The sequence below is a fragment of the Novosphingobium sp. NDB2Meth1 genome (assembly GCF_900117425.1).
In the GTDB taxonomy this organism is placed as follows: Bacteria; Pseudomonadota; Alphaproteobacteria; order Sphingomonadales; family Sphingomonadaceae; genus Novosphingobium.
In genome coordinates, this window is the sequence record NZ_FPEH01000014.1 from 1 (window position 1) to 22151 (window position 22151).

The 22151-nt window shown below is 65.9% G+C and carries 21 protein-coding genes and 1 tRNA gene; 7 read left to right on the forward strand and 15 right to left on the reverse strand.

Annotated elements, in window-relative coordinates; genetic code table 11:
• Positions 1–188: 188 nt before the first annotated feature.
• The 4 genes from NDB2M1_RS06950 to arsH are packed head-to-tail and all read left to right on the forward strand — an operon-like array spanning position 189 to position 2443.
• Positions 189–548 (forward strand): ArsR/SmtB family transcription factor, encoded by a 360-nt coding sequence (locus NDB2M1_RS06950; protein WP_054122184.1) that lies wholly within the window; start codon positions 189–191, stop codon positions 546–548.
• Positions 541–1047 carry an arsenate reductase ArsC gene (locus NDB2M1_RS06955; protein WP_072380873.1) on the forward strand — a complete coding sequence of 169 codons (507 nt, stop codon included), beginning with the start codon at positions 541–543 and terminating at the stop codon, positions 1045–1047. Before NDB2M1_RS06950 ends, NDB2M1_RS06955 begins: the two co-directional genes overlap by 8 nt.
• On the forward strand, positions 1044–1706 hold the full coding sequence (locus tag NDB2M1_RS06960) for an aquaporin (protein WP_072380875.1): 663 nt from the start codon (positions 1044–1046) through the stop codon (positions 1704–1706). The genes NDB2M1_RS06955 and NDB2M1_RS06960 overlap by 4 nt, the downstream gene beginning before the upstream one ends.
• Positions 1703–2443, forward strand: a complete 741-nt coding sequence (gene arsH, locus NDB2M1_RS06965) for an arsenical resistance protein ArsH (RefSeq protein ID WP_371328192.1) — start codon at positions 1703–1705, stop codon at positions 2441–2443. Before NDB2M1_RS06960 ends, arsH begins: the two co-directional genes overlap by 4 nt.
• Before the next feature lie 330 nt (positions 2444–2773).
• On the opposite strand, the gene NDB2M1_RS22595 is transcribed toward arsH, so the two are convergent.
• Together NDB2M1_RS22595 and NDB2M1_RS06970 are read right to left on the reverse strand one after the other, a co-directional pair.
• Positions 2774–2929 (reverse strand): hypothetical protein, encoded by a 156-nt coding sequence (locus NDB2M1_RS22595; protein WP_171955340.1) that lies wholly within the window; start codon positions 2927–2929, stop codon positions 2774–2776.
• 690 nt (positions 2930–3619) lie between these two features.
• A tRNA-Leu gene (locus tag NDB2M1_RS06970) sits at positions 3620–3706 on the reverse strand.
• 172 nt (positions 3707–3878) lie between these two features.
• Between NDB2M1_RS06970 and NDB2M1_RS06975 the strand changes: the two genes are divergently transcribed.
• On the forward strand, positions 3879–4844 hold the full coding sequence (locus NDB2M1_RS06975; protein WP_072380878.1) for a complex I NDUFA9 subunit family protein: 966 nt from the start codon (positions 3879–3881) through the stop codon (positions 4842–4844).
• Between the two features lie 307 nt (positions 4845–5151).
• Here NDB2M1_RS06975 and NDB2M1_RS06980 read toward each other — a convergent pair whose 3' ends face one another.
• The 3 genes from NDB2M1_RS06980 to NDB2M1_RS06990 form a co-directional block, all read right to left on the reverse strand.
• Positions 5152–6756 (reverse strand): DNA methyltransferase, encoded by a 1605-nt coding sequence (locus NDB2M1_RS06980; protein ID WP_072380880.1) that lies wholly within the window; start codon positions 6754–6756, stop codon positions 5152–5154.
• Between the two features lie 456 nt (positions 6757–7212).
• Positions 7213–7821 carry a DUF3237 domain-containing protein gene (locus NDB2M1_RS06985; RefSeq protein WP_072380882.1) on the reverse strand — a complete coding sequence of 203 codons (609 nt, stop codon included), beginning with the start codon at positions 7819–7821 and terminating at the stop codon, positions 7213–7215.
• Positions 7822–7844: 23 nt separating this feature from the next.
• Positions 7845–8516 carry a glutathione S-transferase family protein gene (locus tag NDB2M1_RS06990; RefSeq protein WP_072380884.1) on the reverse strand — a complete coding sequence of 224 codons (672 nt, stop codon included), beginning with the start codon at positions 8514–8516 and terminating at the stop codon, positions 7845–7847.
• Positions 8517–8638: 122 nt separating this feature from the next.
• Here NDB2M1_RS06990 and NDB2M1_RS06995 point away from each other — a divergent pair, with 122 nt between their 5' ends.
• Complete coding sequence (locus NDB2M1_RS06995; RefSeq protein ID WP_072380886.1) at positions 8639–10504, forward strand: ABC-F family ATP-binding cassette domain-containing protein; 1866 nt, start codon at positions 8639–8641, stop codon at positions 10502–10504.
• On the opposite strand, the gene NDB2M1_RS07000 is transcribed toward NDB2M1_RS06995, so the two are convergent.
• The 9 genes from NDB2M1_RS07000 to NDB2M1_RS07040 form a co-directional block, all read right to left on the reverse strand.
• Entirely contained in the window at positions 10494–11258 is a 765-nt protein-coding gene (locus NDB2M1_RS07000; protein WP_072380889.1) for a ParA family protein, read from the reverse strand. The two genes, NDB2M1_RS06995 and NDB2M1_RS07000, sit on opposite strands and share 11 nt — an antisense overlap.
• Before the next feature lie 117 nt (positions 11259–11375).
• Positions 11376–11645 carry a hypothetical protein gene (locus NDB2M1_RS07005; RefSeq protein WP_231624979.1) on the reverse strand — a complete coding sequence of 90 codons (270 nt, stop codon included), beginning with the start codon at positions 11643–11645 and terminating at the stop codon, positions 11376–11378.
• A 48-nt stretch (positions 11646–11693) separates the two neighbouring features.
• Positions 11694–12137, reverse strand: coding sequence for a chemotaxis protein CheW (locus tag NDB2M1_RS07010; protein WP_072380891.1), 444 nt, complete (start codon positions 12135–12137; stop codon positions 11694–11696).
• A gap of 28 nt (positions 12138–12165) precedes the next feature.
• Positions 12166–12537 carry a response regulator gene (locus NDB2M1_RS07015; protein ID WP_072380893.1) on the reverse strand — a complete coding sequence of 124 codons (372 nt, stop codon included), beginning with the start codon at positions 12535–12537 and terminating at the stop codon, positions 12166–12168.
• A gap of 21 nt (positions 12538–12558) precedes the next feature.
• Positions 12559–13122, reverse strand: a complete 564-nt coding sequence (locus NDB2M1_RS07020) for a chemotaxis protein CheD (protein WP_054121926.1) — start codon at positions 13120–13122, stop codon at positions 12559–12561.
• 4 nt (positions 13123–13126) lie between these two features.
• Positions 13127–14185: a chemotaxis-specific protein-glutamate methyltransferase CheB gene (gene cheB / locus NDB2M1_RS07025; RefSeq protein WP_072380901.1), complete on the reverse strand. Its 1059-nt coding sequence runs from the start codon at positions 14183–14185 to the stop codon at positions 13127–13129.
• On the reverse strand, positions 14182–15051 hold the full coding sequence (locus tag NDB2M1_RS07030; protein ID WP_072380903.1) for a CheR family methyltransferase: 870 nt from the start codon (positions 15049–15051) through the stop codon (positions 14182–14184). Before NDB2M1_RS07030 ends, cheB begins: the two co-directional genes overlap by 4 nt.
• Entirely contained in the window at positions 15048–17177 is a 2130-nt protein-coding gene (locus NDB2M1_RS07035; protein WP_072380905.1) for a chemotaxis protein CheA, read from the reverse strand. The genes NDB2M1_RS07030 and NDB2M1_RS07035 overlap by 4 nt, the downstream gene beginning before the upstream one ends.
• The gene (locus NDB2M1_RS07040) at positions 17174–17434 is read right to left on the reverse strand and encodes a chemotaxis protein CheX (protein ID WP_054121922.1); all 261 of its coding nucleotides are present in this window, start codon (positions 17432–17434) and stop codon (positions 17174–17176) included. The genes NDB2M1_RS07035 and NDB2M1_RS07040 overlap by 4 nt, the downstream gene beginning before the upstream one ends.
• Before the next feature lie 202 nt (positions 17435–17636).
• Between NDB2M1_RS07040 and NDB2M1_RS07045 the strand changes: the two genes are divergently transcribed.
• Positions 17637–18668 carry a chemotaxis protein CheB gene (locus tag NDB2M1_RS07045; protein WP_072380907.1) on the forward strand — a complete coding sequence of 344 codons (1032 nt, stop codon included), beginning with the start codon at positions 17637–17639 and terminating at the stop codon, positions 18666–18668.
• Between the two features lie 116 nt (positions 18669–18784).
• On the opposite strand, the gene NDB2M1_RS07050 is transcribed toward NDB2M1_RS07045, so the two are convergent.
• Positions 18785–22135 (reverse strand): S41 family peptidase, encoded by a 3351-nt coding sequence (locus NDB2M1_RS07050; protein ID WP_083554716.1) that lies wholly within the window; start codon positions 22133–22135, stop codon positions 18785–18787.
• Between the last annotated feature and the right edge of the window lie 16 nt (positions 22136–22151).

Consider the following 22151-nt stretch of genomic DNA (forward strand, 5'->3'; position numbering starts at 1 on the left):
TAGCTCGTCAGGCTCATAACCTGAAGGTCGTAGGTTCAAATCCTACCCCCGCAACCACACAGCATAACACACACGCCGCTCCACACACGCCCGTGCGCCTTTCTTGTGTCCAACGCAGACGCGGTTAGACCTATGTGGGATGCGAGCGACCGCTTGATCTGACCTATCACTTCCAATATCCATGAAATATGGAATCGAAACTCGCCGTCTCGGCCCTTGCCGCGCTAGCGCATGAGGGACGCTTGGCCGCCTTCCGCCTGCTGGTGAAGGCGGGCAGGGAAGGTATGGCAGCAGGCGTGTTGGCGAAGGCGCTTGGCGTGCTGCCAAACACGCTGTCCGCCAACCTAACCATCCTGAGCCATGCCGGACTGGTCGAGAATCGCCGGGCCGGGAAGTCGATCATCTACACCGTCCGCTATGCAGAGATGACCGCGCTGCTGCAGTTCCTGATGGAAGATTGCTGTGCCGGCTCCTCCGATATCTGTGCGCCGCTGGTGGACATTGCCCTGAGTTGCGGCTGCGAAGAGGAAGCCACTATCCATGCCTGACAGTCTCCCCGGCGTGCTGGTGCTGTGCACCGGCAATTCCGCGCGTTCCATCCTCGGCGAGGCCATGCTCGCAACACTCGGCGCCGGCAGGCTCCGCGCTTACAGCGCAGGCAGCAAGCCCAAGGGCGTGCCGCACCCCGGCGCATTGCGACTGTTGGCGCGGCGTGGGATCGATACCGCTGCGTTCTCGTCGAAGAGCTGGAACACATTCACCGCGCCCGGTGCGCCGCGGATCGACGTGGCCATTACCGTTTGCGATAATGCAGCGCAGGAAAGCTGTCCGGTGTTCATCGGCGCGCCGGTCAAGGGTCACTGGGGCCTGCCCGACCCCGCTGACGTGCACGGCACCGACGCCGATGTCGACGCTGCGTTCGAGGCAACGTGGCAGGCCCTCGAGGTGCGCGTGCATAGGCTGCTGGCCGCCCGCTTCGAGGACATGACGCAAGCCAAGCTTACGGAGTTCCTGTCGGCAATCGGCCAGATGGACAGCGCGGCATGAGCCGTGACGTCTGGGCCGAGGCGATCGGCAGTTTCTTCCTGTTCTGCACGGTCATCGGCTCGGGCATCATGGCCGACCGGCTCGCGGGCGGGAACACGGCGGTTGCCTTGCTCGGCAACACCGCCGCGACCGGAGCCATGCTGTACGTGCTGATCACGATGCTTGGGCCGCTTTCGGGCGCGCACTTCAATCCGGCAGTAACGATGGTCTTCCGCCTTCGCGGTGATCTCTCGACAGGCACGGCGCTGCGGTTGGTCGCCGGTCAGCTCGCCGGCGGTATCCTCGGCGTCTGGGCGGCGCACTTCATGTTCGCCGAACCGATCCTCCAGCTATCGACCAAGGTCCGCACCGGGACTGGTCAATGGGCAGGCGAGTTCATCGCCACCTTCGGCCTCGTTTTCGTTATCCTGGGCACGATCCGGCACCGTCCGCAGTCCGTTCCCGCCAGCGTCGCGCTCTACATCGTCGCAGCCTACTGGTTCACTTCGTCGACCAGCTTTGCCAACCCGGCGATCACGCTCGCGCGCGCCCTGTCGGATACGTTCGCCGGTATCGCGCCTGCGGATGTACCCGCGTTCATTGCCGCGCAGGCTGCCGGGGCACTCGCAGCCCTTGTCGCGGGCAGCTTGATCTTCGCGCACGAAGATCCCGCACCATGACCGCCATGCCATTCACCCGGCTGCGGCACTTGTCCGAGCCCACGCATCTGCCGGCCCTGCAGCCTGCCTATGTCCATAAGCGTCCCGCGCAAGGCCTCGGCGAACTCGATCCGCCGCCGCGCATTCTTCTGCTTTATGGCAGCCTTCGCGAGCGGTCGTACTCACGCCTGGTTGTGGAAGAGGCGGCCCGATTGCTCCAGTTCTTCGGCTGCGAGACACGCATCTTCGATCCTTCCGATCTGCCTTTGCCGGATCAGGTCAGCGGCGACGATCACCCCGCGGTCCATGAACTGCGCGAACATTCGCTGTGGTCGGAAGGACATGTCTGGTGCAGCCCCGAGCGGCATGGCCAGATCACCGGGATCATGAAGACCCAGATCGACCACTTGCCGCTCGCTTACAAAGGTCTGCGCCCGACGCAGGGCCGAACGCTGGCGGTGATGCAGGTCAGCGCGGGGTCGCAGTCGTTCAATTCGGTGAACACCCTGCGCATCCTTGGGCGCTGGATGCGGATGTTCACGATCCCCAACCAGTCGAGCGTCGCCAAGGCCTACGACGAATTCGATGCGGCAGGCCGGATGAAACCATCATCCTACTACGACCGCATCGTCGATGTTTGCGAGGAACTGGTGCGCTTTACAGTCATGCTGCGGCCGCACGGTGAGCGACTGGTCGATCGCTATTCAGAACGGGTCGACATGGGGCGACCCGTCAACTTGGCAGACGGCAGCCTCTAGATGTTTGGTCCCAAGATTTGATGATGGTGCGAACTTGATGTGAAGCGGTGCGCTGCATTTGTCCGGCAGTTGCAGATGAACTCGTGTGGGGTGAGGCCCTCGCTCTCCATTACCGCGAGGCATTCATTGGCGACCTGCTCGAAGCTGTTCTCTGCATTGAATTTGGCAGCCGCCTTCTCTCGTTTCCACTCTAGTGGCGAGTCCACTACTTGCTCGATCTGGGCGCGTGCGGCGTCACTGCGCTTTCTGGCGTCAGCGAGAGAGACGGCTGTCGTCGGGCAAAGCGATCGGGCACCTCCGACCACGCTGCGAACAAACTGCACCGGCGCGTCAGAACGCGACCGAGACCCCGATGCCCCCGGAATGGGTGATGTAGCCGGTGCCGAAGCGCCTGTCATATCCGAAGCTGACAGCCGCGGTGGAACTCAGCGGAACACTGAGGCGCGCGTTGAGCAGCGCGGTGCCGGGTTCGGATGCGCCCGTCATGGTCAGGTTGCGCGCCGGATACCTTCCTGCAAGGCATGGGACATCGCGCTGGTCGTCGGCGCTCCCTACATCAGCGGCATTCTGGCGGGCCGGACGCGCACACCGGGAGCCGCGCGCTATGATTGCGCGCCGGCACCCCAGCACTTGCTGGACAAAGTGCAGTGCATCGAGGCAGTCGCCTCGCGGCATGGGGCCACTTGCCGGCAGCGGCGCTGGCCTTTGTGCTGGCGCATCCCCAGGTGGTCAGCGTGATACCCGGGCTGTGCAGTGCAGAGCAGGTGCAACAGACGCTCAACTACTATCGGATGAGCATCCCTTCAGACTTCTGGTGCGAATTGCGAACGGAAGGCCTTCTCCGTCCAGATGCACCTGTCCTAGGAGACATTGCATGAGCCGCCCGGTGATCCGACTTGCAGCGCAAGACAATATCGGTGTCAGCGCTCCACCGTCGGCCTTCTTGACCGGCTTGTTCATCGCTCGAAACGCGCGAATCTCTGCGTCCTTCAGAGGCAACTGGGGGCATGGCCTTTCGCCAAAGCGATGCCGAATGCCTGTCATGCACCCAACGATGCCCCCAAATTGCGTGGATTGTGGGGGAACGATGGTAACCATCCAGCGACAACGCGAGACGCTAAATGGCAGATTTCTGAGGGTTTGGCGAGCCCCGAGGGGCAATCTGATACAGGAAAATGGTGCCCAGAAGAGGACTCGAACCTCCACGCCGTTTCCAGCGCCGCCACCTGAAGACGGTGCGTCTACCAATTCCGCCATCTGGGCACGGGAGCAATGGGCCGAAGCGCCGACTGCCGGGTAGGAGCGCGCCGATAGGGCAGGGATGTGCACCTTGTCAACCGCGGTTTGCATTTGCACCGATCAGGCTGCCTAAACCATTGAACCGGAGGGCGCGGCTGTGGCAAGGGGCGCGCGAACTGGAAGTGGAACGGAACGCATGAGCAAGGACGGTGGGCGCGATCTTGACGGGCAGCTGATCGCAGTCGTTGGCGGCAGCGGGTTCATCGGCACGCATGTGGCGCAGGCGCTGCTCTCGCGCGGGGCGCGGCTCAGGGTGTGCAGCCGCCATCCCGAGCGCGGGTACCGGCTCAAGACCCTCGGCGGGCTGGGCAAGGTCCAGCTTGTGGCAGTCGACGTGACCAAGCCGCACACGCTTGAGGTCGCGCTCACGGGCTGCGATGCGGTGGTGAACCTTGTCGGCGCCTTCACTGGCAAGCTCGATGCGGTCCAAGGTTCGGGTGCGGGGCAGCTTGCCGCCATCGCGCGCGCGAAGGGTGCCAAGGCGTTCGTTCATGTCTCCGCCATTGGCGCCGATGCGGGGTCCCCGGTGGCCTATGCCAGCACCAAGGCGGCAGGCGAGGCGGCGGTGCTGGCCGCGTTCCCCGAAGCGGTGGTGCTGCGCCCTTCGGTCGTGTTCGGCGAGGATGACGCGTTCATCAACCTCTTCGCAGGGCTGATCGCCAGTGCGCCGGTGATGCCGGTGTTCGCCGCCGATTCGCGGTTCCAGCCGGTGTTCGTCGACGACGTGGCCGATGCGGTGGCCAATGTGCTCGCCGCCCCGGCAGGCTTCGCGGGCAAGACTTTCGAGCTGGGCGGGCCGGACGTGATCACCATCGGCGATCTCAACCGCCGCATCGCCAAGGCAGCGGGCCGTTCGCCGAAGTTCCTCGAACTGCCCGACGGCGTCTCGGCGGCTTTTGCTTCGCTGACCGGCTGGCTGCCCGGCGCACCGATGAGCCGCGATCAGTGGACGCTGCTGCGGCAGGGCAATGTGGTGAGCGGAACGCTGCCGGGCCTTGCCGAGCTGGGCGTGCAGGCAAGGCCGCTGGACCTGTTCCTTGGCCGCTGGATGGTGCGCTTCCGCAAGGCAGGTCGTTTCGGGGTGCGCACCAAGGCGGCCTGAACCGGTGCGAAAAGCGACAAAAGCGACACCGTGTCGCCTTTGAGAGGCGCTGTTTTCCTGTTTATTGACAAGAGCTTGTGCGCCTGAAAGCGACAAGGTGACACATTTTGCGTGTGCGCGCCTGAACCGACCATTTCAAAGAGCGCGTGACCGCACGCGGCCACGCAGGATGTATCGCAGAATGGCGCGCTGTAGGAAAGCGGGCGCGGCTTGGCTCGTCCGGCGTGAGCCCGGTGCTCTTCGACTCGCTGTTCCAATCGGTGACGGATGCGCGGTTGTGGCCGAAACGGTTTGACCGCTGGCCCGTCTACAGCAAGCTCCCCTGCCGCCCGGTATCCTCGCGCTTGGCCGATTTCAGCACGCTGGCATCCACCCACGGAATATCGGGCCGCTTGCCCCGGAACAGCTCCGCCAGCGTCAGGATTTGCAGGCGCGGATGCTTGCGCCCGGTATATTCGTTCTCCCACACGCCGACCGCCGCCGCCTCGCGCTCCATCGGCCCGGTCGGCAGGCCGACGCAGATGAACACGCCGAACGGAGCCTTCTCGCGCTCCATCGCCGAATGCAGATCGCGGATCATCTTCACATCGACGTTCCTGCCACCTTTCACCGAAACGATGGCTTTCTCGGTGCGCTTCCCATCCGGCTTGAAATAGATGTAGCCGTCGATCCCGCCGTCCGCGCCCTTCTTCTTGCCGCCAAAGGGCAGGGCATCGACAAGGCTCACCGCCCACCACTGGAACTGGTACTTGTCGCGCTCCGCCAGATCGAGCGCGGATTGCAGGTCCTGCGGGCGGCCTTCGACATGGAACGCGAGGCCGGGGAAGGCATCCTTCATCCGCTTTTCGATCAGCGAGATCGCCAGATGCGTGACGTCGATGCCCAGCCACTGGCGCCCCATCTTCTGCGCGGCATGAACCGCCGTGCCGCAGCCGCAGAACGGATCGAGCACCACGTCGCCTTCGTTGGACGAGGCGGCGATGATGCGTTCGAGCAGGGCGAGGGGCTTTTGCGTGGGATAGCCTAGGCGTTCTTGCGCACGTGAGTTAATCGGGGGAATATCATCCCAAAGGTTTTGAAGGGGTCGGCCTTGCCTTTCATCCAGAAAGATTTTCAACCGGATACGACCATCAGCCTTCGATGGGAAATAAAGTAGGCCTTCGGCGTCATACCGCTCCATTAACTCTCGCGAAATCGACCATCCGTTCGGATGTGGCTTGTAGCCCTTATACTCATATGTGAGGTTTGGTCTCGGACTTGGGCTACGCAAATCCCGCGTCGTATAACGTCGGCCTTCTGCATCGACGTTTCCATACTTCTCCGATACATGCTTATCAGTCAAAGGCGAAAATTGGCGGTTCCAAATCGTCTTTTCCGACTTCGAGTAGTAAAAGATGGCGTCCGTTACATCGCCAAAGCCGACCGATGCGTCTCCATGGGCACTGGTTCGCTTCCAAATGATTTCATTTCTATAGTACTTCGCCCCAAACACTCCATCCAGCAACAGCTTCAGATAATGGCTCGCGGTCGGATCGCAGTGCAGATAGAGCGAACCCGTCGGTTTCAGCACCCGGTGAAGTTCCAGCAGGCGCACCGCCATCATGGCAAGGTATGCCATCATGTCGTTCGCGCCCAGAAACGCGCGCATGGCCCGCAGCAATTCGAACGCCGCCGTGTTCCCGCTGCGCATCACTTCGTCGAAGGCGTCCTCGGCCTTTTCGTTCCAGTGCCACGTATCCTCGAACGCTTCGATCTGCGCGTCCGCATTGTGCCCTTCGGGTGACTTGAACAGGATGTTGTAATTCGCGTTCGAATTGAACGGCGGATCAAGATAGATCAGATCAACGCTCTCATCCTTCACATGCTCGCGCAGCACATGGAGGTTGTCGCCATAGTAAAGGGTGTTCGTCATCGTCGCTCCCTGTCCTTGCCGAGATGCCCGCGATTGCCGTGCACTGCAAGGGCCAGCCACGCCGCCGATTGCCTTTGGTTCGAGCGTCGTTTAGCCTCGACACACCGCGCAACGTTTCGGACGTGGGTCTTTGGGCGCGCCTTTCGGGGCAGGGCATGTAGGAACGCGGTACTATCCCGGTTATCCTTCGCGGGGCGGTCGGGCATGGGGTTGGCCATGCGTTTCGGACGTGCACGGCTCTGGCCTTCGGGCAGGTGTGGTGGTGCAAGCCCTCGGGCCTTTCGGGCATGGGGCGGCCAGCTGTGCAGCGTGGCAATATGCGGGGGCAGGAATTTACCCCTCCGTCAGCCCAGCGGGCTGCCACCTCCCCATTTGTGCTCCGCAAAAATGGGGAGGAGCAAGGAAGCGCTGGCCCATTTGTGCTCCGCAAAAATGGGGAAGAGCAAGGAAGGGTGGTCAGGTCAGGCGAAAGACCTGGATCAGGCGGCCGTTGGCCTTGGGGCCGAAATCGGGGACGGGGATTTCCGGCGGAACCGGGTAGGTCAGCGTCGCGACGAAGACGGACTCGCGCAGCCAGGCGTATTTCTTGCCTGGCACGTTGAATGAGGGCAGCAGCCGGAACTTGTCGTCGGTGTAGCGCGGCCCCTGATTGTGGATGATGATCTGCACGCCGTCGTCGGTGCGCAGGCGGTAGAGCGCGTCGACGATCTGGACACCGTCGGGACGCGTGACCGGGAAATCACCGCCGCCGGGGATGACGGTGCCCTTGATGCCGCGCCCGTAGAAGATGCCGCCGACGATCGGCCAGACCACGTCGCGATCGCCATCAGCCGAAGTCTGGTCGGCGAGGTTACCCATGTTCTCGGGTTCGGTGCAGAAGGGCAGGATGTTCATCACCCATTCGAGGCCGACCTGATCGTAGATCTTCGGTGCGGGGCCAGCGGGCATGGGCGGGGCGGCGGGCTCGTAGGTATTGGGGGTGACGGCGCCGACGCGGGAGGCGGCACCTGCCAGGGGAACTGCGGCTCCGAGGAGGCCAAGGGCGCTGCGGCGGGAAATCGTCATCCTGGAGGTCTCTCCGGCTGGCTTCAGGCGTTGACGTCGGCGTAGTGCGACGGCGGCTGGATCACGTCCATGCGTTCGGTGAGGAGCGGGCGGAAGCTGGGGCGGCTCTTGAACACCGAGTACCAGCTGGCGGCCTGTTCGTGCAGCGACCAGTCGATCCCGCCGAGGTAGTCCGCGACCGAGATCTGCGCGGCGGCGGCGAGATCGGCGAGGCTCATCGTGGAGCCGGCGAGCCAGGGGCGGTTATCGATCAGATAGTCGATGTAGTAGAGGTGCTCGTTGGCGAGGCGCATCGCATCGCGCAAGATCCGGGAGTCAGGCGACTGGCGGTAGACGAGGCGCTTCTTCATGCGCTCTTCGAGCAGCGGCTGGGTGACGGCGGCATAGAAGTTTTCATCGAACATCGCGACGAGGCGGCGGATTTCGGCGCGGCCGACCGCCGTGCCATTGATCATCGGCGCCTTGTCGACCGTTTCCTCGAAATATTCGCAGATCGCGCGGCTGTCGGCGAGGGTGATCTGCTTTTGCGGGTTGTGCAGCACCGGGGTGCGCCCGGCGTGGTTGAGCATCTGGAACGCCTCGCGGTGCTCCCACGGGTTCTCGCGGATGAGTTCGTAGGGCACGCCCTTTTCGGCGAGGAGCAGGCGCACCTTGCGGCTGAACGGGCACAGCGGGAATTGGTAGATCTGCCACATGGTTCGTCTGCATGGACGAAGGGGGGGCGCGAAGTCCAGTGCGGGCGGGTGCGGGAGGGCTGATTTTCCGGAGGATTGTTGGCGGCTTTCGCGGCGGGCGCTGCCCTGCTAGGGGCGCGCGCATGTTGACAATTCAGGGCCTCACCGTGCGGCTGGGCGGGCGCACCATTCTCGACCGCGCCTCCGCGACGATCCAGCCGGGCTCCAAGGTGGGGCTGATCGGCCGCAACGGCGCGGGCAAATCGACGCTGATGAAGGCGATCATCGGCGAGATCGAGCCGGATGAGGGCGGGATCGAGATGCCCAAGCGGATGCGGCTTGGCTATATCGCGCAGTCCGCCCCTGCGGGTTCGGCGACGCCGTTCGAGACGGTGCTGGCGGCCGATACCGAGCGCGCCGCGCTGATGGCGGAAACGGAGACCTGCGAGGACCCGGACCGGCTGGCCGAGCTATACGACCGGCTGATCGCCATTGACGCCTATACGGCGGACGCGCGGGCGGCGCGGATCCTGATCGGGCTGGGCTTCGACGAGGCGATGCAGGCGATGCCGCTCGACAGCTTTTCGGGCGGGTGGAAGATGCGCGTGGCGCTGGCTTCGCTGCTGTTTTCCGCACCCGACCTGCTGCTGCTCGACGAGCCCTCGAACCACCTCGATCTGGAAGCGACGCTGTGGCTGGAGAACTTCCTCCAGAACTATCCCGGCACGATCGTGGTGATCAGCCACGAGCGCGATCTGCTCAACAACGTGGTCGACACGATCCTCCATTTGCAGGGCGGGAAGATCGCGCTCTATGCGGGCGGCTATGATGCGTTCGAGCGCCAGCGGGCCGAGCGTGCGGCGCAGATTGCCGCTGCGAAGGCTGCGCAGGATGCGCAGAGGAAGAAGCTGGCGGACTATGTGGCGCGCAATTCGGCGCGCGCCTCGACCGCAAAGCAGGCCCAGTCGCGCGCCAAGATGCTGGCGAAGATGCAGCCGGTGACGGCGATGCTCGAGGACCCTTCGCTGAGCTTTGATTTTCCCGATCCCGACGAACTGCGGCCGCCGCTGATCACGCTGGATCTGGCGGCGACGGGCTATGTGGCGGAGAAGCCGATCCTGCGGCGGCTCAACTTGCGCATCGATCCCGATGACCGGATCGCGATGCTGGGTCGCAACGGCAACGGCAAGACTACCTTGGCGCGGCTGCTGGCGGGGCAGCTGGCGGCGAGCGAGGGCGGGATGACGGCCTCGGGCAAGCTCAAGATCGGCTACTTCACACAGTATCAGGTGGAGGAACTGCCGGCGGATTCGACGCCGCTGGAACTGATGACGCGGGCGATGCCGGGCAAGACCCCGGCGGCGGTGCGCGCGCAGCTGGGGCGGTTCGGCTTTTCAGGGCCGCGCGCCGAATCGCAGACCGCGACGCTTTCGGGCGGCGAGCGCGCGCGGCTGGCGCTGGCGCTGGTAACGCGCGATGCGCCGCATCTCCTGATCCTCGACGAACCGACCAACCACCTCGACGTCGATGCGCGCGAGGCGCTGGTGCAGGCGCTGAATGACTATGCCGGCGCAGTGATCCTCATCAGCCACGACCGGCACATGGTGGAACTGACGGCGGACCGGCTGGTGCTGGTCGATGGCGGGACGGCGCAGGACTATCCCGGCAGCATCGAAGACTACATCGACTTCGTGCTCGGGCGGAACCAGCCCAAGGCGGATGCGGGCAAGGGCGCCACAAGCAAGCCGAAAGGCGGGGCCAAGAGCCGCGAGGAGATGAAGGCGCTGCAGAAGGCGGTCAGCGAGGCTGAAGCCGCGGTCGGCAAGGCCGAGGCGCGGCTGGCGGCGATCGATGCGGCGATGGCGGGCTCGGGCAAACCGGCGGCGGACCTCGCCGGGCTGGGCATGGCCGAACTGGGGCGCCAGCGGCGCGAGGTGGCAGATCAGCTGGAAGCGGCGGAAGCGCGCTGGATGGAAGCGGGCGAGGCGCTCGACGCCTTCATGAACTGAGAGATGCCTGCCCTAGCGAGGCCTGCATCGTCAGCTTGGCTTCGATCCCGTCCCACAGCTTCTGCAGGCGGGCGTTGACGTCGCTGGCGGCGGCAAATGTGCCGAGCGGGGCACGGCGGGCGGCGGTCTGCTCGATCGCGCTCGCCATCGGGATCACCGGCCAGCCGGCAGCAAAGCCCGACAGTACATCGCGGTGCAGCTTGCGGCGCGCGTCATACATTGAAAGCACCGGCAGGATCGGCGGATGGCGCGGGTGGTTGGCGAGGATCTCCGCCTGGATCATCGGCAGCGCGCGGGCGGACAGCGGCGAGGGTGGCAGCGGCACGATGAGCAGATCTGCGGCGGCGAAGACCTGCTCGCTGATCTCGTTGAGCGCGGGCGGGCAATCGATCACGATGCGCTCGTAGTCATCCGAGAGCGCGGCAGCAGTGCGCGCCATGCGTTTGCGCTTGCCGATCCGGGCGAGCGTGGCGGGCAAGCTGCGCATGCTGTCATCGGCCTGCAGCACGGCAAGGCCGGGATAGCGCGAAGGGACGATCAGATCGCTTTGCTTGCTGTCCTTGCGGAAGATTGACGCGGCATCGCTTTCGGCGCGGTCGGGCAGGCCGAGCAGCCAGCCCGCACCCCCCTGCGGATCGAGATCCCAGAGCAGGGTGGAATGGCCGGACAGCGCCGCCGAACGCCACGCCATGTCGACCGCGAGGGTGGTTTTCCCGACGCCGCCCTTGACGCTGTAGACTGCGATGACCGCCATTGCTCCCGCCGTTCGTTGATCTCGCGGCATTGTGAACAATCGAGCGGGAATGGCAACCTGCGCGCCAGCCCCGGTCCCGACATGGATGGTCCCGCCATGGGACGCCGGTCCCGCCCGTCAGCGCAGCAACCGCATCCTTTCGCGCAGGATATCAAGACCGATGCGTTCGACCTCGGTTTCGAGGCAGTCTGCATGGAGCAGCGTGGCGAGGCTGCGCTGCTTCTGGGCAATCATGTCGATCGCCTGCAGGCTGTCCATGTGGCGCATCGCGACGTCCATATCACCGCAGAGCGAGGCACCGAGTGCTTCGACTTCATGGGACAATTCCTCGAGCACCAGCGCGATCTGCCGGTGCGATGCGGTGTTGGCGGGGGGGCCTGAAGCCACGGGGGAGGCCATTGCGGCGGGTTCCTTGATGCGAAAGTGAGTGCAGGATCAGGCGGCAGCGGCGAGCTGCGCCCCGTCGCTCAAGGCGAAAAGGTTGAGGACCATCACCATCTTGTCCTCGATCGCGGCGAGGCCTTCGAGGAAGGGCACCACGCTATCGTTGCCGACGCCCGGGGGCGGCGCCTGCAGCGTCTGATCGGGCACGGTGACGATGTCGCTCACCGAATCGACGATCCAGCCGCCGACCTGCTGGCCCAGCTGCGTGACGATGATCGCGTGGCGCGGGGTCGGCTCGGTCGCGCGCCAGCCGAGGCGGGCGGCGAGATCGACGACGGGCAGCACGGTGCCGCGCAAGTTGACAACGCCCGCGACATAGTGCGGCACACGTGGCAGGCGTGTGGTCGGCGTCCAGGCGCGGATTTCGCGGATCGACATGATGTCGAGTCCGAAGACCTGGCCCTCGACCTCGAAAGTGATCAGCTCGCGGATCATCGTATGGGTTCCTTGGGGCAGGAGGAAATCAGTGCGTGACGCGGCGCACGGCGGCGACGAGCTTGGCGGCATCGAAGGGCTTGACGATCCAGCCGGTCGCTCCGGCCTCGCGGGCGCGGGCCTTCTTCTCGTCCGAGCTTTCGGTGGTGAGCACCAGAATCGGCCGGTCGCGGTGGCGGGTGCCCTCGCGCAGGCGCTCGATCAGGCCGAACCCGTCGAGGCGCGGCATGTTGATGTCGGTGATCACCACGTCGACTTCGTTGAGCGCGAGCCAGTCGAGCGCGGCGAGGCCGTCTTCGGCCTGCGCCACTTCGAAGCCTTGTGTCGAAAGAGCGTGGTTGAGGAGCGCCCGCATGCTCGGGCTGTCGTCTACAGTCAGGATTCGGGTGGTCTGGGTCATCGTGGGGCTCGCTTGTTGCAATCAGAACAGTTCGACATCGCCGGACGCGATGGCCGGGCGGGTGGTGGGTTTGACCGGCGGCGCGAGGCGATCCTCGACCGTGCGGCAGCGGATCTGGCCTGAGGCCGGGCGGAAATCGACACGGCGGGCGCTGGTGCCGCCAAGGTCCTCGCGCATGACCATGATGCCTTCGCGCTTGAGGAAGGCCTGCGCGAACTCGGCATTGGCGGTGCCGATGCGCATCATGTTGCGGTTGACGTTGGCGCCGCCGTAGAGATGCGCGCGCAGCCGCGATTTGCGTGCGCCCATGCCGAGCATCTGGTTGACCAGCAGCTCCATCAGATAAACGCCGTAGTGCTCGTCGATGGTGGTCGTGGCGGCAAGGCCGGCGGGCGGCTCGGATAGCAGGAAGTGGTTCATGCCGCCAACCCGCGCTTCGGGATCATAGAGGCACGAGGCGACGCAGCTGCCGAGCACGGTCGAGAATTCGATTGTGGCGTCATTGCTGACCAGCGCCTGACCTTGCATGACGGTCACGCGTTCGATCGGACGTTCGAGGCTTCCAAGGATGCGGCGTTCGAACATCGGATCAGGCCGCCTTGCTGAAGGCGTGGCGGGCAATCGTGCCGATCGGCGCGACGACCCCGGCGGCGCCAAGCGCGATCGCGGCGCGCGGCATGCCGAACACGGTGCACGTCGCCTCATCCTGCGCGATGGTGCGCGCGCCGGTCCGGGCAAGGGCAAGCAGGCCTTCGGCGCCGTCGGTGCCCATGCCGGTGAGGAGGATGCCGACTGCGCCCGCGCCGACCACTTCGGCGACCGAGTGGAACAGCACATCGACGCTGGGAAGGTGGCCGGAAACCGGCTCGCCCCGGCGCAGGCGCTGGTAGAGATGGCCGCTGCGGCCGCCGACGGAGAAATGGCGGTCGTCGCCCGGCGCGATGTAGACGTGGCCTTCAAGCAGCGGCAGATCAGGCTCCGCAATCACGATCTTCGGCGGACACGACTGGTCGAGCGTACGCGCGACGGCGGGCGCGAAGCGCGCGGAAATGTGCTGGACGACGACGGTTGGAGGGCAGTCCGCCGGAAAGCCGCCGAGCAGGACCTGCAGCGCTTCGACGCCGCCGGTCGAGGAACCGATGGCGATCAGACGGGGGCGCTCGACCAGGGTGGGGCTGCGCGGTGCGGTTGAGGTGCGCGGCGGAGTGGGTGGCGGCGGGGCAGGACGCGTGACGAAGCGAACCTTGGAGGCATCGCGGATAAGGTCCGCCAGCTTGCCCTGATCGTCGAACGAGTAGCTGCCGGCACCTTCGCTCTTGGCGTAGCAACTGACCGCACCGATCGCGAGCGCGCGCGCGGTGGTTTCGGCGCCTTCGTGGGTCGAGCCGGAGACGACGATGACGGGCGTGGGGCGCAGCGCCATGATCTTTTCAAGGAAATCGAGCCCGTTCATGCCAGGCATCTCGACATCGAGCGTGACGACATCGGGATCGAGTTCGCGGATCATCTGGCGGCCTTCCGCCGCATTGGCTGCGGCGCCGACGACGACGATATCCTCCTCGCGCTCGAACCGGGCCTGCAGGATCGCGCGCATCGTCGGCGAATCCTCGACGATGACGACCCGGATTGGCTTGCTCACTCGGCTCATGCCTCGCTCCGACGGTAGATGGTGGGGCCCGCGGTGGCGAGCATCTGGAGCGCCGGGCCGGTCACGCGTTCGCTGTGGCCGACATAGAGCCAGCCGCCGGGCACCAGCGCCTCGGCAAAGCGCGCGACGAGGCGCTCCTTGGTGGGATTGTCGAAATAGATCATCACGTTGCGGCAGAAGATTACGTCGAACTGGCCCTGCATCGGCCAGGGGCCATGCAGGTTGAGCGTACGGAACCGTGCCAGCGACCGGACCGTGGGCGCGATCTCCACTTCGTCACCGGCAGGCACGGTCCAGGTGCGCGAAAGGGCCTCCGGCACGACCTTCAGCTCCTCGCTGCGATAGCGGGCGGCTTCGGCCTTGCGCAGCGCGTGGGCGGCGATGTCGCTGGCGAGCAGGCGCACGTCACCGCGCGCGATGCGTTCGCCCGCGGTGCGGTCCGGCCCAAGCAGGGTCATCAGCAGCGACCAGGTTTCCTCGCCGCTCGAGCTGCCGGCGGACCACAGGCGCACTTTGCCGCCGCGCGCGAGGTTGTCGACGAGGCCGGGGCGGACCTGGCTGGCGAAGTGCTCGAAGTGATGCGCCTCGCGGTAGAAGAACGTGTGGTTGGTGGTCAGCGCCATGATCGCGCGGTTGCGCTCGGCGGCATCCTCGCGGATGCGCAGGATGTACGAACTGAACGTGGCGCAACCGGAATCGCGCACCAGCGGGGCGAGACGCGAATAGACCAGCATCGCCTTGCCCTCGGCCAGCACGATTCCCGCCTCGGCATGCGCGATCGCGCTCACCGCGGCGAAGTCGTCCGCGCTGTAGACGCCGGGGCTGATGCCCGGCAGCGTCTCGGCAGGGGCGAGCATGGCGCTCATGCAGCTTCCGCCAGCGAGGGGCCGGACAGGGACTGGCCGGAAAGGCTGCGCGCGACGAGGCTGTCGACATCGACGATGAGCGCGACCATGCCATCGCCAAGGATCGTGGCGCCGGAGACGCCTTCGACCGAGCGGTAATGCGTATCGAGGCTCTTGATCACGACCTGGCGCTGATCGCAGATGGCATCGACAAGCAGCGCGGCGCGCCCGGCGCCTTCGGTCTCGACCACGATGAGCACGCCTTCATGCGCCTGCTCGATGGCGCCCTGCGCGCCGACGGCGGCGTGGAGCGGGAGCACCGGGATGAACTTGCCGCGCACATTGATCATCGCGCGGTGGGCGCCGAGGCCCTGCACTTCTTCCTTGGTGGGGCGGAGGCTTTCGACGACGTTGGCTAGCGGGACAACCAGGGTCTGATCGCCCACATTGACGACCATGCCGTCCGAGATGGCGAGGGTGAGCGGCAGCGTGAGCGTGAAGGTGGTGCCGCTGCCGGGTTCGCTGTCGATAGTGATGCGGCCGCCGAGTTCCTTCACGTTCTGGCGGACGACATCCATGCCGACGCCGCGGCCGGAGATGTTCGAGACCTGCTGCGCGGTGGAGAAACCGGGCGCGAAGATCAGGTGGTCGATCTCCTCCTTCGAAAGCTGCGCATCGGCTGCGATCAGGCCCTTTTCGACGGCCTTGGCAAAGACGCGGTCGCGGTTGATGCCCGCGCCGTCGTCGGCAATGCGGATGAGGATGCGGCCCGAGCGGTGCTCGGCGGACAGGGTGAGTGTGCCTTCGGCGGGCTTGCCCGCGGCAATGCGCGTCTCGGCGCTTTCAATGCCGTGGTCGACCGCGTTGCGGATGAGGTGGGTGAGCGGTTCGCCGAGGCGTTCGATCACGGTCTTGTCGAGTTCGGTGCTTTCGCCCGACACTTCGAGGCGGACGTGCTTGCCGGTGCTGGCGGTGAGTTCACGCAGGATACGCGGCACGCGGCTGAACACCGAGCCGATCGGCTGGGCGCGGATCGACATGGCCGATTCCTGGATGTCGCGCGTCAGGCCTTCGAGGATCGTGAGCTCTTCCTTCACCGCGAGGCCATCGCCGGCGAGGCGCTGCGCCATCATTGCCTGCGCGATGACGAGTTCGCCGACTGCGTCGATCAGCTTGTCGAGCTTGCCGAGTTCGATGCGTATCGACTGGCCGAGCGCGGGGGGCGCCGGCGGAGCAGCAGCAGGCGCCGGTGCGGCTGCTGCAGCGACGGCGGGTGCGGCGGCGGCTGGCGCGGCAACAGGTGCGGGCGCAGGCGCGGGCCGGACTGGCGGCATCGGCGCGTCGCCCCCCACGGCGAGGCCGCAGTCGTCGCCGACAAATTCGAAGATCTCGCGCGCTGTGCCCTCGCTGACATCGGCGTCGAGCGCGAACGTCCAGCCAAGGTAGCCGGTGCCGGGATCGAGCGTATCGAGCAGCGGGACGCTGCCGCAATCGCATTCGATGCAGCGCGCGCCGAGGCCGGCCAGTTCGCGCAGGAGGAGCAGCGGCTCGCCGCCGTTCCGCATGGCGCCGGCGTGGGGGCGGACCTTGAGCAGCCAAGAAGGCGCGGGGGCGGGAGCGGGTTCAGGCTCGGGCGCTCCCATCGCGCCGGTGATGTCATCGAGCATGGCATCGAAGTCGAAGGGATCGCTGCCTTCTTCCTCCACGGAGGGAGCTGCCGGCGCAGCGGCGACCGGGGCGGGGACAGCCGGAGCTGGCGCAGTTCCCGCGTTGGCGGCCTGCGCGGCAGTCAGTTCGGCGAGCAGGCCCACGTCATTGGGCACGTCGACAAGCCCGCGCGCGGCGCCAACGTGATCGCTCAGCGTATCAAGCGCGCGCAGGAGGAGATCGACGAGCGGCTCGGTGATCGGCACCGCGCCTTCGCGCACGTCGGAAAGCAGCGTCTCGAACGTATGGGTGAATGCCTGCAGCGCGACATAGCCGAAGGCGCCTGCGCCGCCCTTGATCGAATGGACGGCGCGAAACACGGCGTTGACCGTATCGCTGTCCTGGGTGCCGGCCTTGCAGGCAGCGAGCCCGCTTTCGGCCGCCGCCAGCGATTCCTCGCACTCGGCAAAGAAGATGGCCTGGATTTCTTCGGCGTTCATGCAGCCGCTCCGTCGAACAGTTCCGCCTCAAGGCCGAGCTGGCGGGCGGTTTCGCGCAAATGGTCCGATGGCTCGATCACCGCGCCATCGCCGGTGCGGCGCGCGCTGACGAGGAGCTGGAGCATGGTCTGCCCGATCTGCGTGCAATCGCGCGCATTGATGTGGAGCGCGCCCGAACCGAGCCCGGCCACCATTTCCGGCAGCAGGGCCTCGGCTGCGGCGCGGTCGCACCGGGAGGGCAGGGTGATCGTCGGCATAGAGGCGGGGTCCCTCGCTGGCCCCCGATCCGGGAGCACGCTTTCCCGTCTGGCTTAGTCGGCAAGCGGCAAAGGTCGCCTTGCCTGGGGTTTACGGTGAGATACTTAACGGCCCGAGGAGAAATTGCAGGGAGGCGGCGGCGTATCACCCAGCCGAAGCAGCGCCCACAGGCGGCGCGCCAACAGGAAGGTAAGCCTCCCCATGCACGAAGCCCGGGTCCTCGTGGTCGACGATTCCGCCGCGATGCGCGCGCTCTTTTCCGATATCCTCGACGAGGCGAAGAACGTCCGCGTGGTGGGCGTGGCAGCGAACGCCGGCGCCGCGCGCGAACAGATCGCCGAACTGAAGCCCAACGTGATCACGCTCGACGTGGAAATGCCGGGCATGAGCGGGATCGAGTTCCTTGCGGAGATCATGGAGACCAATCCGCTGCCAGTGGTGATGCTCTCCAGCCTGACGCAGGCGGGCACCGAAACCTCGCTCAAGGCCTATGAACTGGGCGCCGTGGAATGCTTCCCCAAGCCGCTCAAGGCGACGCCCGAACAGTTCAGCAAGACGGTCGGCAAGCTCGGCAAGATCGTGCTCGCCGCGGCCAACAGCAACGTGCACGACCGCAAGGGCCGTGCCGAGCAGAAGGCCGCCGCCGATGTGCCCTTCACGTGGAACGGCCATATCGCGGCGTTCAGCGCCTCGATGGGCGGGATCGACGCGCTGACGACGATCCTGAGCGGTTTTCCTGCCAACTGCCCGCCGACGGTGGTGTGCCTGCAGGCCGAGCCGATGGTGGTCGAGACCTTTATCAAGCGGCTCGATACCGATCTCAAATGCAACGTGCGCGCCGCGAAGGACGGCGCCAACCTGACCCCCGGTACGATCCACATCGCCGCCGATCCGGATCGCCACGTGGTGGTCGAACCCGGCCAGCCGCCGCGCATCCGCCTGATGGAGCGCGATCCGGTCGACGGCGCGCGTCCTTCCGCCAACCTCCTGTTCGGCTCGATCGCGCGCGGTGCGGTGCCGGCAGTGGGCGCGGTGCTGACCGGCATGGGCAGCGATGGTGCGCGCGGGCTCAAGCTGATGCGCGATGCGGGGCAGGACACGCTGGTGCAGGACCGCGCGACCGCGATGGTGGCCGAAGCCCCCAGCGCTGCCATCGAAGCCGGCGCCGCCGCGCGCGAGGTAGGCCTCAGCGATCTGGGCATGGCCGTGCTGAAAGCCTGCGCGATCGGCTGACCGGCCCGACGACTTACCTCTGAGGCGTTCATCCCCCGTAACGCCCCTCTGGCCCGGAACCGTCTGGCGCGGTTCCGGGCCGTCTTTTTGGTGCTCGGCTGCCGGCGATCCCGGGGTTACGGCCGCGGCAAGGGTATCGGCGATTTCGCCGGCGTTCCAACCGGCGGGAGTGGTTTCGGCACAAGGGGAGCGGCGGGTTGCGTCGCCAACCTGTCCTTCAGATAGTCGACGGCCGCCTGCAACTGGGCATCACTGCCGGTGAACGAGGCATGCGGCGGATTGTCGACGACGATATCAGGTTCCACACCCCACCCCTCGATCAGCCATTCGCCATCGAGCCGGTACTGCGCAAACTCCGCGATACGCGCGATCCCGTTGTCGGTGAGCGTAGGGCGGCCGGTCAGCCAGATGCCCGCCCCGGCAGTGCGCTGTCCGATCAGCGGTCCAATTCCGAGGGACTTGATTCCGGCTGCAAAGGTTTCGCCATCGGAATAGGTCTGCTCATCGATCAGCACCGCGATCGGTCCGCGATAGGCGCCTTGCATGTTGGTATAGGGCTTGCCGCCGGGTGCTGCCCAGAAGGCCCAGGCGCGGCGCAGCAGAGCCCCGATGATCATGCTGTCGACATTGCCGCCGTTGTTGTCGCGCACGTCGATGATCATCCCCTCGCGCTCGGACTGGCCATAGAAATCGCGGGCGAATTCGGCGACATCATCTTCGACCATCGCGGCGAGCGCGACATAGCCGATCTTCCCGCCCGAGAGCCGGTCGACCGCCGCGCGGGTCCGGATCACCCGGTCGCGATACTCCGCGCCGATCTCGGCCACGAACGACACCGGCTTGATGATGGCGGAGCGTGCCACCCCGCCCCGGGTGAGATCGAGCCGCACTTCCTGTCCGACCTTGCCTGCCAGCGCGCGCGCGACATCGGCCTGGCTCGCGATGGCCGCACCGTCGATGCGGACAATCACGTCTCCTTCGCGGACATCGACGCCGGGCCGCTTGAGCGGAGAGCGCAGGGCGATGATATCGGGGTCTGAATCGTTGATTTGCGTGATCCGCATGCCCCCGCCCGCGTTGGCGGCGAGGCGGGCGCCGAGATAGCCCATTTCCGGGTTCTTGCCGTCGACAGGAACTTCGCCGGGGCCGATCTGGCTGTGAAGAATGCCGAGCGACCATGACATTTCGGAGAGGATCGCATTCAATTCCGCGCGGTGGCCGATGCGCGCCACGAACGGCTCCAGCCGGGCGCGCACCGCGTTCCAGTCCACGCTGCGCAACTTGGGATCATAGGCAAAATCGCGGTGCAGACGCCAGGCATCGAGAAACATCTGGTGCCATTCCTCGCGCGGGTCGATCTGCAAGCGCCAGTCGGCAAGGCGCACACGGTTCGGATCCAGCTTTTCGGGCAGTTTCTCGCCGGCGGGAACAAGCAGCAGCGCCAGCGTTTCGGGCGGCCCAGTGACGAGGAAAACGGTCTTGCGGTCCGCCGAAAGCGACGCGCCGAGGACCGACTTGGCGAAGGTCTCGATCTTGGGATCATCCTTGCTGATGGCAATCGAGATGAGTTCATCTTCGCCGCGCATGGCAAGCAGATGCTTTTCGGCGACCAGCAGGGAACCGGTGATGCCGGTGGCACCGGGCACCTTGTAGAGGCGCGCGGCGAGGCCATCCATCACCACGTTCGCAGGGGCAGGCTTCTTGCCCTTCCGGTCTGCCTTGCCGTCGTCGGCCTTTGCCTTGTCCGGCGTGGCTGCGTTGCTGGTCGCGGCGCTGTCGTCAGAGGCGGGTTTGGCAGCAGCCGTGAGCTCGGTATCGACGCTGAAGGGAAAATCGGCGGCGGGATCGAGTTGGACCGCGTAGATCTCACCGCGGTCCGGGAAGGAAACGCCCATGTTGCGGTCACCCCAAGGGTTGCCGGGACGAGGATCGAAATTGCGCTCCGAGACGAAATAGAGCCAGCGCCCGTCGGCCGAGAAGGCCGGCGAGGTGTCGTTGTATTTGCGCGAGGTGGCTTCCACCCGGCGCCCGTCGGACAGGGATTGCACCACGATCACGCCGCGCGGGGCCGCGCCGCCGTCCTGATCTTCCGAATAGGCGATGGTGCGCCCGTCAGGCGAGAAACGGACGTCGGTAAACGGCTGGTCGCTTCCCGCCTTGTTCTGCGCGAGCAGGGTCACGGCGCCGCTTGCCACGTCGAGCTTCTGGAGGCGCGCAGCCTTGTCGGCGAAGACGATGGTCTTGCCGTCCGGCGACACCTCGAAATTCCAGATATGGCTGGCGTAGTCCTTGATGATGGCAACGGGCGGTCCGGAGCCGTCTGCGGGCATGCGGAACACCCCGCCGGCGAGGTCCTTGTCAAGGAGCAGAAACACCGTCTTGCCGTCGGGCGAGACTTGCGCCTGGCGCGCGCGGGCATCGAGCGGAACCGGCAGTTCGACGCGGCGCCGATCCCTGGGAAAACCGAGCGCAACGCGGCCGCGCGCGGTGACGGCGACGCTTTGCCCGGACGGGGCGATCGTCGCGCCGGTGAAGAAGCGCAGCGGCTTGTCGAGCGCGCGCACGCGGGTTTGCGCCCGATCGGTGATGATCTGCAGATCAAGCTTGCGCAGCGCCTTGTCGGCGAGGCCGAAGACGTAGATGTCGGCCCCGTTCTGCAGGAAGATCCGGTCACCGTCGAGGCTGGCCTGCCGGATCGGGAAGGGCATCGTATCCGATTCCCGGCGCACCCCTGAGCCATCTACCGCGACGGACCAGATGGCATCGCCGCCGCTCTGGTCGGAGACGAAATAGATGCGGCCTCCATGCGCCATCGGCATGCTGACAGGGCCGTCGAAATCGGCGAGCAGACGGACCGCCTCGGCACTTGTGCCGAGCTCCCAGCGCCACAACTGACCCATCCCGCCGCCGCGGTACTGGACGGCGTTGTCATTGCTGGTGCCGATGCCCCGCCGCGTGAAGAACAGCGTCCGGCCATCGCTGCCGAAGGCGGCATCCTGCACCCGGGCCAGCGGGATCGCCACCGGATCGCCGCCGCGCGGATCGACGCTGTAGAGGACCTGGGTGAAACCGCCCTTCTCGAGCCGAGAGAGGAACAGGACTTTTCCGTCGGGAGTCCAGCCGATGGTGCGGACGCCGCCGCCGGCAAAGGTGAGCCGGCGCGGCGCGCCGCCGGCCAGCGGCATCACATAGATATCCCCGGCGCTGTCGTAGGCAGCGTTGAACGCGATCTGCTGTCCGTCGGGTGAAATGCGGGGATAGCTTTCCTCCTCGAGGTGATTTGTCAGGCGAATGGCCGTGCCGCCGCTGGTTTCCGCGCGCCACAGGTCGCCCTCACTGGCGAAGACCAGCGTCTCGCCATGCGCGACGGGGTACTGATAGAAGCCCGAGTCGGCCCGTGCCGCAAAGGGCAGTATCGCGGACCACAGCGCGGCCGAAATGATCGCCGCTTGACGCAAGAATTTCACCGATTTACCCCCGGGC